This window comes from Bradyrhizobium sp. USDA 376 (assembly GCF_054063675.1).
The window spans coordinates 4633059-4648989 of the sequence record NZ_JBSSGN010000001.1 but is presented as its reverse complement, the minus strand read 5'-3'; the positions used below and the strand labels follow the sequence as shown (position 1 = coordinate 4648989).

General features: G+C 65.5%; 13 protein-coding genes. 3 read left to right on the top strand and 10 right to left on the bottom strand.

What is annotated here, in order from left to right; genetic code table 11:
* Nucleotides 1-79 precede the first annotated feature (79 nt).
* Complete coding sequence (locus ACVJ19_RS21745; protein ID WP_453951039.1) at nt 80-1588, top strand: acetyl-CoA acetyltransferase; 1509 nt, start codon at nt 80-82, stop codon at nt 1586-1588.
* 113 nt (nt 1589-1701) lie between these two features.
* Here the strand turns inward: ACVJ19_RS21745 and ACVJ19_RS21740 are convergent, their stop codons facing one another.
* From ACVJ19_RS21740 to ltnD, 6 genes are all read right to left on the bottom strand, one after another.
* A complete protein-coding gene (locus ACVJ19_RS21740) occupies nt 1702-2898 on the bottom strand; it encodes an efflux RND transporter periplasmic adaptor subunit (protein ID WP_453951038.1) in 1197 nt (398 codons plus the stop codon).
* Entirely contained in the window at nt 2885-6064 is a 3180-nt protein-coding gene (locus ACVJ19_RS21735; RefSeq protein ID WP_453951037.1) for an efflux RND transporter permease subunit, read from the bottom strand. Before ACVJ19_RS21735 ends, ACVJ19_RS21740 begins: the two co-directional genes overlap by 14 nt.
* Before the next feature lie 239 nt (nt 6065-6303).
* Nucleotides 6304-7995 (bottom strand): methyl-accepting chemotaxis protein, encoded by a 1692-nt coding sequence (locus ACVJ19_RS21730; RefSeq protein ID WP_453951036.1) that lies wholly within the window; start codon nt 7993-7995, stop codon nt 6304-6306.
* A gap of 169 nt (nt 7996-8164) precedes the next feature.
* The gene (otnK, locus tag ACVJ19_RS21725; protein WP_453951035.1) at nt 8165-9442 is read right to left on the bottom strand and encodes a 3-oxo-tetronate kinase; all 1278 of its coding nucleotides are present in this window, start codon (nt 9440-9442) and stop codon (nt 8165-8167) included.
* The gene (gene otnI, locus ACVJ19_RS21720; RefSeq protein WP_453951034.1) at nt 9439-10221 is read right to left on the bottom strand and encodes a 2-oxo-tetronate isomerase; all 783 of its coding nucleotides are present in this window, start codon (nt 10219-10221) and stop codon (nt 9439-9441) included. The genes otnK and otnI overlap by 4 nt, the downstream gene beginning before the upstream one ends.
* A gap of 15 nt (nt 10222-10236) precedes the next feature.
* A complete protein-coding gene (ltnD, locus tag ACVJ19_RS21715; RefSeq protein ID WP_453951033.1) occupies nt 10237-11160 on the bottom strand; it encodes an L-threonate dehydrogenase in 924 nt (307 codons plus the stop codon).
* Between the two features lie 100 nt (nt 11161-11260).
* On the opposite strand from ltnD, the gene otnC reads away from it, so the two are divergent.
* Together otnC and ACVJ19_RS21705 are read left to right on the top strand one after the other, a co-directional pair.
* A complete protein-coding gene (gene otnC / locus ACVJ19_RS21710; protein ID WP_453951032.1) occupies nt 11261-11929 on the top strand; it encodes a 3-oxo-tetronate 4-phosphate decarboxylase in 669 nt (222 codons plus the stop codon).
* Between the two features lie 288 nt (nt 11930-12217).
* Nucleotides 12218-12616 (top strand): hypothetical protein, encoded by a 399-nt coding sequence (locus ACVJ19_RS21705; RefSeq protein ID WP_453951031.1) that lies wholly within the window; start codon nt 12218-12220, stop codon nt 12614-12616.
* A gap of 16 nt (nt 12617-12632) precedes the next feature.
* Here the strand turns inward: ACVJ19_RS21705 and ACVJ19_RS21700 are convergent, their stop codons facing one another.
* From ACVJ19_RS21700 to ACVJ19_RS21685, 4 genes are read right to left on the bottom strand one after another with little or no spacing between them, the layout of a single operon-like run.
* Nucleotides 12633-13337, bottom strand: coding sequence for an ABC transporter ATP-binding protein (locus tag ACVJ19_RS21700; protein ID WP_453951030.1), 705 nt, complete (start codon nt 13335-13337; stop codon nt 12633-12635).
* Entirely contained in the window at nt 13321-14052 is a 732-nt protein-coding gene (locus ACVJ19_RS21695) for an ABC transporter ATP-binding protein (RefSeq protein WP_453951029.1), read from the bottom strand. Before ACVJ19_RS21695 ends, ACVJ19_RS21700 begins: the two co-directional genes overlap by 17 nt.
* On the bottom strand, nt 14049-15029 hold the full coding sequence (locus ACVJ19_RS21690) for a branched-chain amino acid ABC transporter permease (RefSeq protein ID WP_453951028.1): 981 nt from the start codon (nt 15027-15029) through the stop codon (nt 14049-14051). Before ACVJ19_RS21690 ends, ACVJ19_RS21695 begins: the two co-directional genes overlap by 4 nt.
* The gene (locus ACVJ19_RS21685) at nt 15029-15907 is read right to left on the bottom strand and encodes a branched-chain amino acid ABC transporter permease (RefSeq protein ID WP_018648089.1); all 879 of its coding nucleotides are present in this window, start codon (nt 15905-15907) and stop codon (nt 15029-15031) included. The genes ACVJ19_RS21690 and ACVJ19_RS21685 overlap by 1 nt, the downstream gene beginning before the upstream one ends.
* Nucleotides 15908-15931 lie beyond the last annotated feature (24 nt).

Sequence of the window (15931 nt, the reverse complement as noted above, 5' to 3'; positions counted from 1 at the left end):
CCCATCCTTCGAGACGCCTGCTTCGCAGGCTCCTCAGGATGAGGTCGGAGATTTCCGAGAGAGTGAAGAAGCAAGAACAATGACGACTGTTTCCCTTGACCGCATCCCCGTCATCGTCGGCATCGGCGAGATCGTCGACCGCCCCAGGGAGATCACCGAAGGCCTCGAGCCGCTCGACCTGCTCGAACAGGCGCTGCGGCGCGCCGAGGCGGATGCCGGGGCAAAGCTGCTCAGTGAGGTGCAGTCGCTCGACGTCGTCAATTTCCTGAGCTGGCGCTATCGCGATCCGGAGAAGCTCTTGGCGCAGCGCCTCGGTGTCACGCCGGCGCATTGCTATTACGGCCCGGTCGGGGGCGAGAGCCCGATCCGCTACGTCCACGAGGCCGCCAAGCGCATCGCGCGCGGCGAATGCACCGTGGCCGCGATCTGCGGCGCGGAGGCGCAGTCGACCGCGACCAAGGCGGAGCGCGCCGGCGCAAAACTGCCATGGACACCGTTCGCGCATGACGTCGAGGAGCCCAAGCGCGGCGCAGCGTTCCAGAAGCCGCTGGCGGTGAAGCTCGGCGTGTTCCGGCCCGTCACGGTCTATCCGTTCTACGAGGCGGCCTCCTCCGCCCATTGGGGCCAGACGCCGCACGAAGCGATGGCGGAGTCAGGCACGCTGTGGTCGCGCTATTCGGAAGCCGCTGCGCAAAATCCCAATGCCTGGCTGAAGCGGCGTTATGCGCCGGAGGAGATCACGACGCCGACGGCGGACAACCGGCTGATCGCCTGGCCCTACAACAAGCTCATGGTGGCCAATCCCAGCGTCAACATGGGCGGCGCGCTGCTGCTCACCAGCCTCGCCAAGGCGCGTGCGGCCGGGATTGCCGAGGACAAATTGGTTTATCCGCTCGGCGGTGCCTCCGCGGAGGAGCCGCGCGACTATCTGCTGCGCGACCAGTTCTACGAGAGCCATCCGCAGAATGCGGTGCTGAAAGCAGTGATGGACCTCGCCGGGGGCGACGGCAGGAAATTCGACGCGATCGAGCTCTACAGCTGCTTCCCATGCGTGCCGAAGATGGCGCGACGGACATTGGGCTTAGGCCCCGACGTGCAGCCGACCGTGACCGGCGGCCTCACCTTCTTCGGCGCGCCGCTCAACACCTACATGACCCACGCGGCCTGCGCGATGGTGCGGCGTGTGCGCGACCGCGCAAAACTCGGCCTGCTCTATGGCCAGGGCGGCTTCGTCACCAAGCACCACGCGCTGGTGGTCTCGAAGACGCCGCCGCGCGAGGCGCTGGCGCAGGAGACGAGCGTACAAGGCGAAGCCGACCGCAACAAGCGCGCGGTGCCGGAGTTCGTCACGGAGGCGTCAGGCAAGGGCAAGGTCGAGAGCTTTACGGTGCTCTACGGTCGTGGCGGCGACGTCGAGCATGGCGTGGTGATGCTGCGGACGGAAGATGACCGGCGCACGCTGGCGCGAATTCCGGCGAGCGATAGCGCGACGCTGGCGCGTCTGCTGAATATGGATCGCACGCCGGTGGGCTCGCTCGGCGAGATCGCGATGACCACGGATGGCGTGCCGGAGTGGCGGGTGGCGTAGCTCTCGTAGGGTCGGCAAAGCGAAGCGTGCCCACCACCTTCATGTGATCGGACAAGATTGGTGTGCACGGCGCAAGCGCGCCTTTGCCCACCCGTCCGGGCGCGAGACCGCGCCTAGCTCTTCGGCGATTGCTTCTCCGACGCCGTCGCCGGCTTGCCGCTGGCGCCGGTCACGCGCACCTGATCACCGTCGGAGAGGCCGTCCGGCGGGGCGGTGATGACGCGGTCGTCCGGCGCGATGCCTGAGGCGAGCTCGATCTCGCGGCCGAGGTCGCGAGCGATGGTCACGGTCTTGAACCGCACCTTGTCGTCTGCGCCGACGGTCGCAACGCGCAGGCCGCTGCCGTTGAAGATCAGCGCACTGGCGGGAATGCTGAGCGGCGCGGAGTCGCGCTGGAGGTTCAGCTTCACGCTGGCATAGCCGCCGGGCATCAGCTCGCCGCTGGAATTGTCGAGGCCAAGCTGCATCCGTGTCGTGCCCGAGGCGACGTCGACGGCTTGCGAAGAGGCCTCCACCGTCGCCTGAAAAGTCCGGTTCGGATACTCCGGCAGCGCGATGGTGGCCTTGGCGCCGATCCTGATTGCCGGAACATAGTTCTGGGGCACGTTGACGTAGACGCGCAGCTTGGTGATGTCGGAGATCACGAACATCGCCGGGCCCGAGCCGCCGCCGGCATTGATCAGCGCGCCGACATCGGTGTCGCGCGCGGTGACCACGCCGTCGAAAGGCGCGGTGATCTTCTTGTAGCCGGCCAGCGCTTCCAGCCGCTCGACATTGGCTTTGCCCGAATTGACGGCGGCGTTCTTGTTGGAGAGATCGGCGGTACGCTCGTCGATCTCCTGCGCTGAAACGAAGTTGGAGGCGACCAGCGTCTTGCGCCGGTTCAGCGTCGCTTCCGACAGCCTGGCGCTGGCCTGCTGGCTGGCGAGGTCGGCGCGGGCCTGCAACAGCTGCTGGTCGAGATCCGGCGCCTCGATCTCGGCGATCACCTGCCCGGCCTTGACGCGGGCGCCGATGTCGGCGCTCCAGCTCTTCAGATAACCGCTCACGCGGGCGAAGATCGGCGCGCGATAATAGGCCTCGAGCCGTCCCGGCAGATCGATGGTGGCGTTCAGGGCCTTGGCATTCGGCAGGGTCACCGCGACGCTAGGAACCGCCTGATCATCGGTCCATTCCTTCAGCTTGCTTCCCTGCTCCTCGCGGGCGCGGATGCCGGTGCCGACGACAAGGCCTGCCGCAATCAGCGCCACCACGCCGAAAATGCCCAGTTTCCGGTGCGACACCGCCGAGCGGGATTCAGTGGGCGACATGCGGAGTCTCCGATGAGGCGGCGGCTTTGGCGCCTTGTTTCTTGTGGACCATGCTGAACACCACGGGAACGAACATCAGCGTGGCGAAGGTTGCAAAGATCAGGCCGCCGATCACGGCGCGGCCGAGCGGCGCATTCTGCTCGCCGCCCTCGCCCAGCCCCAGCGCCATCGGCGCCATGCCGATGATCATGGCGAGCGCGGTCATCAGGACGGGGCGGAACCGGACGAAGCCGGCTTCGAGCGCCGCGGCGATGGGATCGCCGAGCTCCTCGTAGCGCTCGCGCGCGAAGGAGATCACGAGCACGCTGTTGGCGGTGGCAACGCCCATGCACATGATGGCGCCGGTGAGCGCCGGGACCGACAGCGTGGTCTCCGTCATGAACAGCATCCAGACGATACCGGCGAGCGCGGCCGGCAGCGCCGTGATGATCACGAAGGGATCGGACCACGACTGGAAGTTCACGACGATCAGGAAGTAGATCAGCACGACGGCGCCGAGCAGGCCGAACAGCAGGCCGGTGAAGGCGCTGTTCATGGTCTGCACCTGGCCGAGCAGCACCACCGAGGAGCCCTTCGGCACCTCCTTGGCGGTGTCCGCGATCAATTGCCGGATATCGTTCGACACCGCGCCGAGATCGCGGCCCGAGGTCGTCGCAAAGATCTGCACCATCGACTGGATGTCGTATTGCGACACCACCGCGCTCGAGGTCGAACGCTTGATGTCGGCGATGCCGCCGAGGATCGGCGACTGCGCATTGCCGGCGGCGGTGATCGGCAGGGTCTGCAGCGCGCTGAGCGAGTCGATCTGGTATTGCGGCGTCTGCATCACGATCGAGTAGGACACCCCGTTATCCGGATTGAGGTAGTAGGTCGGCGCCACCTGCGATGAGCCGGCGAGATTGACCACGAGACTGTTGGTGACATCGCGCTCGGTCAGGCCGACATATTGGGCGCGGGTGCGGTCGACATCGATGTTGAAGGTCGGGTTGCTCGGCGATTGCTGGATGCGCGCATCGGCCACGCCCGGAATGCGCCGGAGCTTCGCTAGCAGATTGTTGGCATAGGCAAAGTTGGCGCTGAGATTGGCGCCGCGGATCTGCAGGTCGATCGGCGCCGGGGCGCCGAAGTTCAGGATCTGGCTGACGATATCTGCGGGGAGGAACGCGAAGCTGACGCCGGGGAACAGGCGCGGCAGCTGCTCGCGCAGCACCTTCACATGCTCTTCGGTCGGCTTGTGGCCCTCCTTCAGCTTGATCTGGATGTCGCCGTCCTGCGGGCCGATCACGCCGGTGTTGTTGTAGGTCATGTTGATGCCGGAGATCGGCATGCCGATGTTGTCGGTCATGGTCTCGATCTCGCCCGGGATCAGCTTGCGGACTGCCTTCTGCACGTCGGCGAGCTGGTTGGCGGTCTCCTCCACGCGGGTGCCGACCTGGGTGCGCACATGCATCAGGATGTTCCCGGCATCGACCGCGGGGAAGAAATTGCGTCCGAGGAACGGCACCAGCGCGAAGGACACGCCGACCACGCAGATAAAGCCGATCACGAACACGGCGCGATGCACCAGCGCAAGGCCGAGCAGCCCGCGATAGCCGCCGCGGATACGCTCGAACCGCGCCTCGAAGCCGCGCTGGAACCAGACGAATGGATTGCGCGACTTGGGCGGGGCGCCCTCGTGATGGACATGGGGCTTGAGCAGATAGTTCGCCATGGTCGGCACCAAGGTGCGCGACAGGATGAACGACCAGATCATCGCGAACATCACCGCTTCCGCCATCGGCACGAACAGGAAGCGCGCGACGCCGGTGAGGAAGAACATCGGCACGAACACGATGCAGATACAGAGCAGCGAGACGAAGGCCGGCGTCACGATCTGGTTGGCGCCGTCGAGGATCGACTGCTCGACCGGCTTGCCCTGCTCCAGATGGTAGTTGATGTTCTCGATCGTGACCGTGGCGTCGTCGACGAGGATGCCGACCGCGAGCGCAAGGCCGCCGAGCGTCATGATGTTCAGCGTCTCGCCGATCGCCGACAGCATGATGATGGCGCCCAGCACCGAGAGCGGGATCGAGACCGCGATGATGATGGTCGAGCGCCAGCTGCCGAGGAACAAGAGGATCATGACGCTGGTCAGCAGCGCCGCGATGACGCCCTCGAAGGCGACGCCCTCGATCGCACCGCGGACGAACACCGACTGGTCGCCGATGAAGCCGATCTTCAGCGCGTCCGGGAGCTGGTCCTTGACCTCGATCACCTTCTGCTTGATGCCGGCGATGATGTCGAGCGTCGAGGTCGCGCCCGCCTTCAGCACCATCATCAGCACCGAACGGTTGCCGTCGACATGGACGATGTTGGTCTGCGGCGGATTGCCGTCGCGCACGGTCGCGACATCGCGCACATAGACCATGGCGCCGTTGACGGTTTTGATCGGCAGATTGCCGAGCTCGTCGATCCGGAGCGGCGAGTTGTTGAGCTGAATGTCGTATTCGAACTGGCCGATCTTCTGAGTGCCGACCGGCGTGATCAGGTTCTGGGCTGCAAGCGCATTGGCGACGTCCTGGCCTGATAGCCCGCGGGCCTGCAGCGCGGTCGGATCGAGGTCGATCTGGACCTGGCGCTGCTTGCCGCCGAACGGATAGGGGATCGCGGCGCCCGGCACGGTGACCAGCGGGGTACGCAGATTGTTGATGCCGATGTCGGCGAGGTTCTGCTCGGTCAGGCCATCACCCGACAGCGCCACCTGGATGATCGGCACGGTCGAGGCGGAGTAGTTCAGGATCAAGGGCGGCGTTGCGCCCGGCGGCATCTGCTTGAGCAGCGTCTGCGAGATCGCCGTGACCTGGGCGTTGGCGGTGCGGATGTCGACGTTCGGCTGGAAGAAGATCTTGATGATACCGAAGCCGTTATAGGAATTGGCCGTGATGTGCTCGATGTCGTTGACGGTCGTCGTCAGCGCGCGCTGGAACGGCGTGGTGATGCGGCCGGACATCTGGTCCGGCGGCAGGCCTGTGTACTGCCAGACCACGCCGATCACGGGAATGCGAATGTCCGGGAAGATGTCGGTCGGCGTCCGCAGCGCCGCGAGCGGTCCGATGATCAGCAGCAGGAGCGCCAGCACGACAAACGTGTAGGGCCGGCTCAGGGCAATACGGACCAGAGCAATCATGCGCCAGGCAATTCCAGGTCAGGCAGGAATACAGAATCCGCCCCCACGGCGATCCCCATTCCCCTTTACCCGAGCACCGCCGAACGCGCCAACGCGAAGCGCTGCCGGCCCATTCACTTCCCTGCTACCGCACTGCGGAATTGGCATCGCAGCTATGCGAGGGGAAGCACATCACGGCGTCGTCCCGGCACTAGGCCGGGACGACATAGGGGATGCAGCTGGAGCCCGACGTCGACAGCTTACGCCGCGCGGACATTGGTCAGGAACTTGCTGACCTCGGTCCTGAGACGGTTCGAATCGTTCGACAGCATCTGCGCCGCCGACAGCACCTGCGAGGACGCCGTGCCGGTTTCGGTCGCACCGCGCTGCACGTCGGTGATGTTGGACGAGACCTGCTGCGTGCCTTGCGCCGCCTGCTGCACGTTGCGGGCGATCTCCTGCGTGGCCGCGCCCTGCTCTTCCACGGCCGCCGCGATGGCCGAGGAGATTTCCGACAGGCGCTCGATGGTCGAGGAGATCTCCTTGATCGCGCCGACCGAATCGTTGGTCGCCGCCTGGATGCCGGAAATCTGCTGGCCGATCTCGCCGGTCGCCTTCGCGGTCTGCTCGGCGAGCGCCTTCACCTCGGAGGCGACCACCGCGAAGCCGCGGCCGGCTTCGCCCGCGCGCGCCGCCTCGATGGTCGCGTTCAGCGCCAGAAGATTGGTCTGGCCGGCAATGGTGTTGATCAGTTCGACGACGTCGCCGATGCGGGACGCCGCCTTGGAGAGCTCGCTGACACGCTCGGTGGTGGCACGCGCCTGGCCGACGGCGTCGCCCGCCATCCGCGCCGATTCCTGCACCTGACGGCTGATCTCGCCAACGGACGAGGCCATCTCCTCGGTGGCCGAGGCCACCGACTGCACGTTGGTCGAGGCTTCCTCCGACGCGCCGGCGACCGTGGTGGCCAGCCGCTGTGAGCGGTCGGCGGTCGAGGTCAGCGTCGAGGCGGAAGCTTCGAGCTGGGACGAGGCCGATGAGACCGTCTGGACGATCTCGCCGATCATCGTTTCGAATTCGCGGGTGATGTTGTCGACACGGCGGCCGCGTTCGATCTTGGCCTCCGCATCGGCCGCGGCGGCTTCATCGGCCGCTTTCTTGGCGATCAGCGCCTCCTTGAAGATCTGGAGCACGTCGGCCATGGCGCCGATCTCGGTCTTCTCGCCCCGGTGCGGGACTTCAGCGGTGAGGTCTCCCTTGCCCAGCGCCTGCATCGGCAGGGTGATCGAATTGATGCCGCTGGAGACGTCGTGGACGAGGTAGAAGCCGACGCCGATGCCGACGATGACGGCGGCGCCGAGAATGATCGAGACCAGCATGAACGCGAAGGAATAGCTGTCGGCCGCATCCTGGGCGGCCTGATCACCGCCCTTGGTGTTGAGGTCGATATCCTTGCGCAGGATTTCGTCGGACTGGATGCCGATCTTGTTGGCGGTCTTGACGTTCAGCTCATGCGACTCGTGCGGGACCTTGCCGACTTCCTTGCGCGACAGCGCAAAGACCTCGTCGGCGCTCTTCTTGTAGTCGTCCCACAGCTTGGACCATTCGGTGTAGAGCGCCCGCTCCTCCGGCGAGGTGATCATGGTCTCGTAGGTCCGGCGGGCCTTGGCCAGGGTCTCGCTGGTGGTGACCGCAGTCTTTTCCATCGCGAGCTTTTCTTCCAGGGTCTCGGCCAGCATGTGCTCGCGGACCACGCTGCGATAAGTGATGACTGCCGACCTGAGTTCACCCAGCACCCGCACGCTCGGCATCCAGCTCGTCGTGATGTCGACCGTGTTGGCGTTCATCGACCGCATCTTCATGACGGCGAGGAGGCCCATGCCGGCCATCGCGACCAGCAGGAACGCCACGACACTGATGATCTTGGCGCGGATGGAAATGGTGGCGAGCATAATAAGGTCTCTTTGTGCTGGCGCGGTGCGCGTCCGAAAGGTTTACGAATCAACCAAAAGGAGCAGCACCGACATCCGACACCAGAGCACCTGAGCAGATGTTAACTACGACTCCGTACGAGTACGGAAACCCGAAACAAATGAACAGGCAGCTAAGAACGCTCTGCGCTCAGCGCATGAGCCTAAGCGCGTCCGAGAAAAACTCCGCACCGCCGAAATTTCCGGACTTCAGAGCGAGCAACATCTCGCCCGCGTCTGCGCCGACCGCGCGCAGCACCGGGACTCCCGCGGCGATCTCTACTCCTACGAGAAACCCCGGAATCCTCAACCGATCGACCACGGCGCCGGATGTCTCGCCGCCGGCGACGATCAAGCGCCGGACGCCGGCCTGCACCAGCCCCTCGGCGATATCGGCCATGGCCTGCTCGATGGCGTGGCCAGCGGCATCGCGGCCGTGGCGGGCCTGAACGGCGGCAACGGCTTCCGGCGTCGCGCTCGAAGCGATCAGCACCGGACCGTCGGCAAGCCGGGGTTTCGCCCAGGCCAGCGCGCGCTGTGCTTCGCCGGCGCCAGCGACGATCTGCTCGGGATCGAGATGCAACACCGGCATGACACGCTCGGCATTCGCGATCTGCTGAAGCGTCGCCTGCGAGCAGCTTCCGGCAAGACACGCCACCGATCCGCCGACCGCCGCGCCGGCTTCGTTGCCCGCCGCAGCCGACTTGACCTTGCCCGTCGAGACCAGCGCCCGCGCCAGACCGAGGCCGATGCCGGAGGCACCAACTGACAGCCGGTGCTCGGCGGCGACGAGACCGATGGTCTCGAGGTCGCGGTCGAAGACAGCATCGATGATCGCAGCGCCAATGCCCTTGGCGGCGAGCTCGGCCAGCCGCGCCCGCACGGCGTCCGCGCCGCGCGTGACGGTGGCGAGATCGACGAGGCCGATTTGCGTCTTGCTCTGGCGCGTCAGCACGCGCACCAGGTTGGAATCGTGCATCGGGTTGAGCGGATGGTCCTTCAGCGGGCTCTCGTTCAGCGGCACCGCGCCGACGAACAAATTGCCCTGATAGACCGTGCGGCCGGTCTCCGGAAAGGCCGGCGTCACCAGCACGGCGCTCTCGCCGCTATCGGCGCGCAGCGCGTCCATGACGGGGCCGATATTGCCGGCGTCGGTCGAATCGAAGGTCGAGCAGATCTTGAACAGCACGTGGCGCGCGCCGCGGCCGCGCAGCCATTTGTCCGCTGCGCGCGAGCGCGATACGGCAAGGCCGGCCTCGATCGATCGGCTCTTCAAGGACACCACGACGGCATCGACCTCGGGCAGCGCCAGATCGTCCGAGGGTACGCCGATGGTCTGCACGGTGCGCAGACCCGCGCGCGTCAGCGTGTTGGCGAGATCAGAGGCGCCGGTGTAGTCGTCGGCGATGCAGCCCAAGGCAAGTGTCACGGCTTCACTCCCGCATAGGGCTTGAACCAGGCAAGGCCATCCGTGGTCTTGCCGCGCGGATTGTATTCGCAGCCGACGAAGCCGGCGTAGCCGAGCCGGTCGAGCTCATCGAACAGGAATGGATAGTTCAGCTCCTCGCCGTCGGGCTCGTTGCGCGAGGGAATGCTGGCAATCTGGATGTGGCCGATGATCGGCATCATCTCGCGCAGCCGCATGGTGACGTCGCCGTGGATGATCTGGCAGTGATAGATGTCGAACTGGAGTTTCAGGTTCGGCAGCCGCAGTTCCTGGATCAGATCGCGCGCGAAGCCGAAATCGTTGAGGAAGTAACCGGGTACGTTGCGGGCATTGATCGGCTCGAGCACGATGTCGATGCCATGCGGTGCGAAGAATTCCGCGGCCCACGCCACCGATTTGTAGAACGCCTCGATCGCGACGCGCTCGCCGCGATTGGCGATGCCGGCCATCAGGTGCAGGCGCTTGACTCCGGTCGCCTTGGCGTAAGGCAGCGCCGTCTCCAGGCTCGCCTTGAGATCGGCAAACCGCGCTGGCAACGCCGCAAAGCCTTTCTCGCCGGCATTCCAGTCGCCCGGCGGCAGGTTGAACAGCGCCTGGGTCAGGCCGTTGCGCTTGAGCCGCTCCCCGACCTCCTCCACCGGATGCTCGTAGGGAAAGAGAAATTCGACGGCGGTGAAGCCCGCTTGGGCTGCGGCATCGAAGCGATCGAGGAACGGCACCTCGGTGAACATCATCGAGAGGTTGGCGGCGAAACGGGGCATTGCAAATCCTCTGGTTTACTTGTCGCCGGGCAGCTTCACGCCGGTGACCTGCGCATACATGCGCGCGACCGAGGCGTCGTCATCGCGGCCCATGCCGGCGGCAGCCGTCATCAGGAACATCTGGAGCGCGGCGGCCGAGACCGGCACCGGGAATCTGGCGCTGCGCGCCATGTCCTGGATGATGCCGAGGTCCTTGACGAAGATCTCGACGGCGCTGCGCGGCGTGTAGTCGCCGTCGAGCACGTGCGGCATGCGGTTCTCGAACATCCAGGAATTGCCGGCGGAGGCGGTGATCACCTCATAGACCTTGCGGATGTCGAGCCCCTGCTTGGCCGCGAACGCCATCGCTTCGCTGGCGGCGGCGATGTGCACGCCTGCCAGCAATTGGTTGATCATCTTGAAGGCAGCGCCCTGCCCGGCGGCGTCGCCGAGCTCGTAGAGCTTTGCCGCCATGGCATCGAGCGCGGGCCGCGCTTTCGCAAACGCAGCGGCACTGCCGGAGGCGAGGATCGTCAGCTCGCCCTGCGCGGCGCGCTGCGCCCCGCCGGAGATCGGCGCATCCAGATAATGCCGGCCGGTCGCCTCCAGCTGCTTGGCGAGGCGCCGCGCCACGTCCGGATCCATGGTGGCGGAGGAGACGAACACGCTGTCCTTCGGCATGGTTTCGGCCGCGCCATCCTTGCCGAACAGAATCGCCTCGGTCTGGGCGGCATTGACGACGACGCTGACGACGATGTCGGCACCCTTGGCCGCCTCGGCCGGCGTTTTGGCGCCGGCGCCGCCGTCCTTCACGAACCGCGCCACCGCATCAGCCGAAACGTCACAGCCGGTGACGGCATGGCCGGCGCGCTGCAGCGACGTCGCCATGCCAAACCCCATCGAGCCGAGCCCGACGACGGCGATACGCTGATTTTGTGACGTGGAGGCGGACATATGCAACTGATCCTTGCGAACGTTTCCCGAATAGCCGCCCTTTGCGGCAGCTTGGCAACCGAATAACACGGCTTGGCCGCGCTGCCAAAGCGTGAGACAAGCGGGCATGACGGCCATGAGCAACGAGACACGGCTGCGTGAGGATATCTGCCGCTTCGGACGGTCCCTGTTCGAGCGCGGGCTGACGCCGGGATCCTCCGGCAATATCAGCGTCAGGCTGGACGGCGGCGGCTGGCTGGTGACGCCGACCAACGCCTCGCTTGGCTTCCTCGATCCCGCCAAGCTGTCGCGGCTGGACGAAAGCGGCCGGCTGGTTTCGGGCGATGCCCCCACCAAGGAAGTTCCGCTGCACACCGCGCTTTACGACACGCGCGGCAGCGCACGCGCGATCGTGCACCTGCATTCGACTCATTCGGTGGCGCTCTCGATGCTACCCGAGATCGACCCGCGCGCCGCGCTGCCACCGATGACGGCCTATTACCTGATGAAATGCGGCGCCACCGCGCTCGTGCCCTATTACCGCCCGGGCGACCCGGCGGTGGCGGATGCGATCAAGGGCCTGGCGGGGAAGTACTCATCCGTGCTGCTCGCCAATCACGGCCCGGTCGTCGCCGGCGACACGCTGGAAGCCGCGGTGTTCGCCACGGAAGAGCTGGAGGAAACGGCGAAGCTGTACCTGCTGCTGCGCGGGATGAACCCGCGGTATCTGTCACCGGAGCAGGTTAAGGATTTGGTGAAGGTGTTCGGCGTGACGTTGCCGGAGCATGGGCACTGAGCCCCATCGTCATCCTGGCGAAAGCCAGGACCCATTACCCCAAGACTCAGTTGTGGCGCGACGCTGTGGGACCAGCACGCGCAACAACGACCAACGGTGGTAATGGATCCTGGATCGCGCTCGCTTTGCTCGCTTGTCCAGGACGACGGGAGAGATATTAGCCCGCATGAGCGGAGCGATATGCGGGGCCAGCGGACCGGAATTGATTTGCATCACCGGGATCGCGAGCACATGATCCCCCTGTAATTGACTGAAGGAGTTGTTTTATCGATCGCTAGGAGAACTGTCATGGATTTCAGAGTATCCTGCGCCCTCCTCTTCGCCGCCTGCTTTATTGCCCAGCCATTTTCCGCAAGCGCGCAGACGTCTACGCGCGGCGTCCCCGATCTCAAGGTCGAGGCCAACTGCAAGGCAACTCAGGAGATCGACAAGTCGCTGACCGAGCCGCAGTCCTACGAGGCCTGCATGGGCGACGAGCAAACCGCACAGCAACAGCTCGGGCCCATCTGGACGACAACGCCGGAGACTGTTCGCACCCAATGCACCATTGAGGCCTCCGCCGGTGGCATCGAAAGCTATGTCGACCTGCTCTCCTGCATCCAGATGAATGGCTTCGGGCAACCCTCGGCACCCGCGTCAACGCTGCGCGGCGCAAGCAAGAACCGGAACAAGAAGCAATCAGGATAGGGATCGTAGCGAGCGGCTACAATCCGAGATACGCCTTCCTGACGTCCGGGTTGGTCATCATCTCCGAGGCCGAGCCCTGCATCAGCACGCGGCCGGTCTGCAGGATGTAGGCGCGGTCGGCGATCTCCAGGCATTCGGACATGCGCTGCTCGACGATCAGCACCGTCATGCCGGCGTCGCGGATGCGCTTCACCGCCTGGAAGATTTCGTCCACCAGCTTCGGCATGATGCCCTGCGAGGGCTCGTCCAGCATCAGCAGCCGCGGGCGCGTCATCAGGGCGCGGCCGATCGCGAGCATCTGCTGCTCGCCGCCGGAGAGCGTCTCGGCGCGCTGCTCCAAACGTTCCTGGAGACGCGGAAACAGGTTGAAGACGAGGTCGAGCGGCCCCTCGCGATTGGCGTCACCGCGATAGAGGTAGCTGCCGAGGCGGAGATTGTCCCGCACGGACAGGCGCGGGAACAGGCGACGGTTCTCCGGCACATAGGCGATGCCGGTTGCGGTGATGAGATGCTGCGCCATGCCGTCGAGGCGCTTGCCGTCGAACGTCACCGTGCCCGAGCGCGGACGCTCGGCGCCGGCGATGGTTTTCAGCAGCGTCGACTTGCCGGCGCCGTTGGCGCCGGCGACGCAGACGATCTCGCCCTTCTCGACCTTGATCGAGACCGCGGAGATCGCAACCAGGCCCTGATAGGCGGTCGTGACTTCATGCACCGACAGCATGACGATCTCCCAGATATGCCTTGATCACCTTGGGATCGCGGACGACGTCGGCAGGCTTGCCCTCGGCCAGCACCTTGCCGAGGTCGAGCACGATGGCACGGTCGACCAGCGGCATCACGATTTCCATGACGTGCTCGACCATCAGCACGGTGATGCCGGCATCGCGCACCTTGCGCACCAGCGCCACACCGGTCTGCGCCTCGGTCGGTGTGAGGCCGGTGAGGCATTCGTCGAGCAGCAACAATTTCGGTTCGGTCGCGAGCGCACGCGCAACTTCGAGGCGGCGCTTCTCGGCCGGCACGAGCTCGCTCGCGAGCACCTCGGCGCGCGCGGCAAGGCCGGTGAACTCCAGCACCTCATGCGCCTTGCGACGGGCCTCGCGCATCACGGTGTTGCGCACGAGAGCGCCGACGATGACGTTGTCGATGACCGTCATGGTCTCGAAGCTCTTGACCACCTGGAAGGTGCGCCCGATGCCGCGCTGGCAGCGCGCGGCCGCCGGCAGATTGGTGACGTCCTCGCCGTCGAAGATGATCGAGCCCTGGGTTGGCGGCAACACGCCGGCGATCAGGTTGAACAGCGTCGACTTTCCGGCGCCATTCGGGCCGATCAGGCCGACGATCTCGCCGCGCTCAACCGAGATCGAGACGTCGCTGTTGGCGATCAGGCCGCCGAAGCGCTGCCAGACGCCGCGGGTTTCCAGGAGCGCCGTCATCGCGTGGCCTCCTTGCGCCGGCGCGAGAACAGGCCGACCAGACCTTCCGGCCGCGCGAGCGCGATCAGGACGATCAGCGCGCCGTAGACGATGAGGTCGACGCCGCGGCCGGAGCCACCGATATAGGACCGCGTCAGCTCGGTGATCGGGATCAGGATGACGGCACCGAGCAGCGGCCCCCACAGCGTTCCGATGCCGCCCAGCACTGCCGGCAACGCCATCAGAAGCGAGAACTGGAAGCCCATGACGCTTCCGGGATCGATGTAGGAAACGAACTGCGCATAGAAGCTGCCGCCGACCGCGACCAGGAAGGCGGAGACCGCCGCCGCACCCATCTTCGAGTTGAACACGACGACGCCGAGACTCTCGGCCGCCTGCGGATTGTCCTTCACCGCGCGCCACCAATAGCCCCATTTGGAATCTTCCAGCCACCAGGTGACGAACCAGGCGACGCAGGCGAGCGCCAGCGCGAAGTAGAAGTACGGCAGCTTCGAGCGCGTGAACTGGAATTTCAGCCAGCTGTCGCCGCGCACGGGAATGTCGATGCCGAGGGCCGCGCCCGCCCAATCCCAGTTCTGGATCAGCAGCAATCCGATCTCGGCGATCACGATGGTGGCGATCGCGAAGTAGTGGCCGCCGAGGCGGAAGCAGGGATAGCCCAGCGCCATCGCGATTGCGGCCGAGATCAGCCCGCCGGCGATCATGCCGAACCAGGGCAGCACGCCGAACTTGGTGAACAGCAGCGCGGTGGTGTAGGCACCGAGCCCGAAATACAGCGCGTGTCCGAGCGAGATCTGCCCGCAATAGCCGGACAGGATGTTCCAGCTCTGCGACAACGCCGCGTACATCAGCGTCAGCACCATGATGTTCTGGACGTAGACGTCCTTGACGAACAGCGGCACGATCGCGGCGACAGCCGCAAGACCAGCGGCGGTGATGAGGTCGCGGCGGCGCCGCTCGACGAAATGCTGGTCCATCACATCGACCCGAACAGGCCACGCGGCCGGATGAACACGACGAGCAGATAAACCGCGTAGATGCCGACCGACTTCAACGATGGCGGCAGGATCAACGCAGTGGTGGCTTCGACCAGGCCGACGACGATGCCGCCGGCAAAGGCGCCGAACACGCTACCGAAGCCGCCGAGCGCCACCGTGACATAGGCGATCAGCGCAAAGGACGCGCCGACGTCGGGATAGATGTAGAAGAAGGTCGCCATGATGGCGCCGGCAAGCCCGACCAGCGCGCCGCCGAGGCCCCAGCCGAGCGCGAACACGCGGTTCTTGTCGATGCCGACGAGGGCGACCGCACCTGGATCCTCGCGGGTCGCTTCCAGCGCACGGCCGAAGTCGGTGCGGTTGATGAAGAGGTAGAGACCGCCGAACGCGGCGATCGCGACCAGCGCGCCGAACAGCTGCGGCTGCGGCAGGAAGATGCCGGCGACCGACACCGTCTTGCCGCCGAGCCATGAGTTGGGGACGCTGCGGTAGTCGGCCGTGAAGAACAGCTGCGCCAGGCCGCGCATCACGATCGCGAGGCCGAAGGTGGCGAAGATCTGCACCATGCCGACATTGGCCTTGGCACGCATCGCAAACCGCACGATCACGAGATAGACCGCCGCCCCCAGAACGAACAGGGCGGCGGCGGCCAGCGGCGCCGACAGCAGTGGATCGATCGCGAAGAACGTGAACAGGAAGAATGTCACGTACATCGCCAGCATCAGGAATTCGCCATGGGCGAAGTTGACGACGTCCATCAGGCCAAAGATCAAGGCCAGGCCGACGGCGATCAGTCCGTAAAGCAGCCCCATCAGCAGGCCGCTCGCAAGACTCTGGATAATCGTTTCAGCTGTCACGTCGCTTCGTCCCCCGCACGCAAC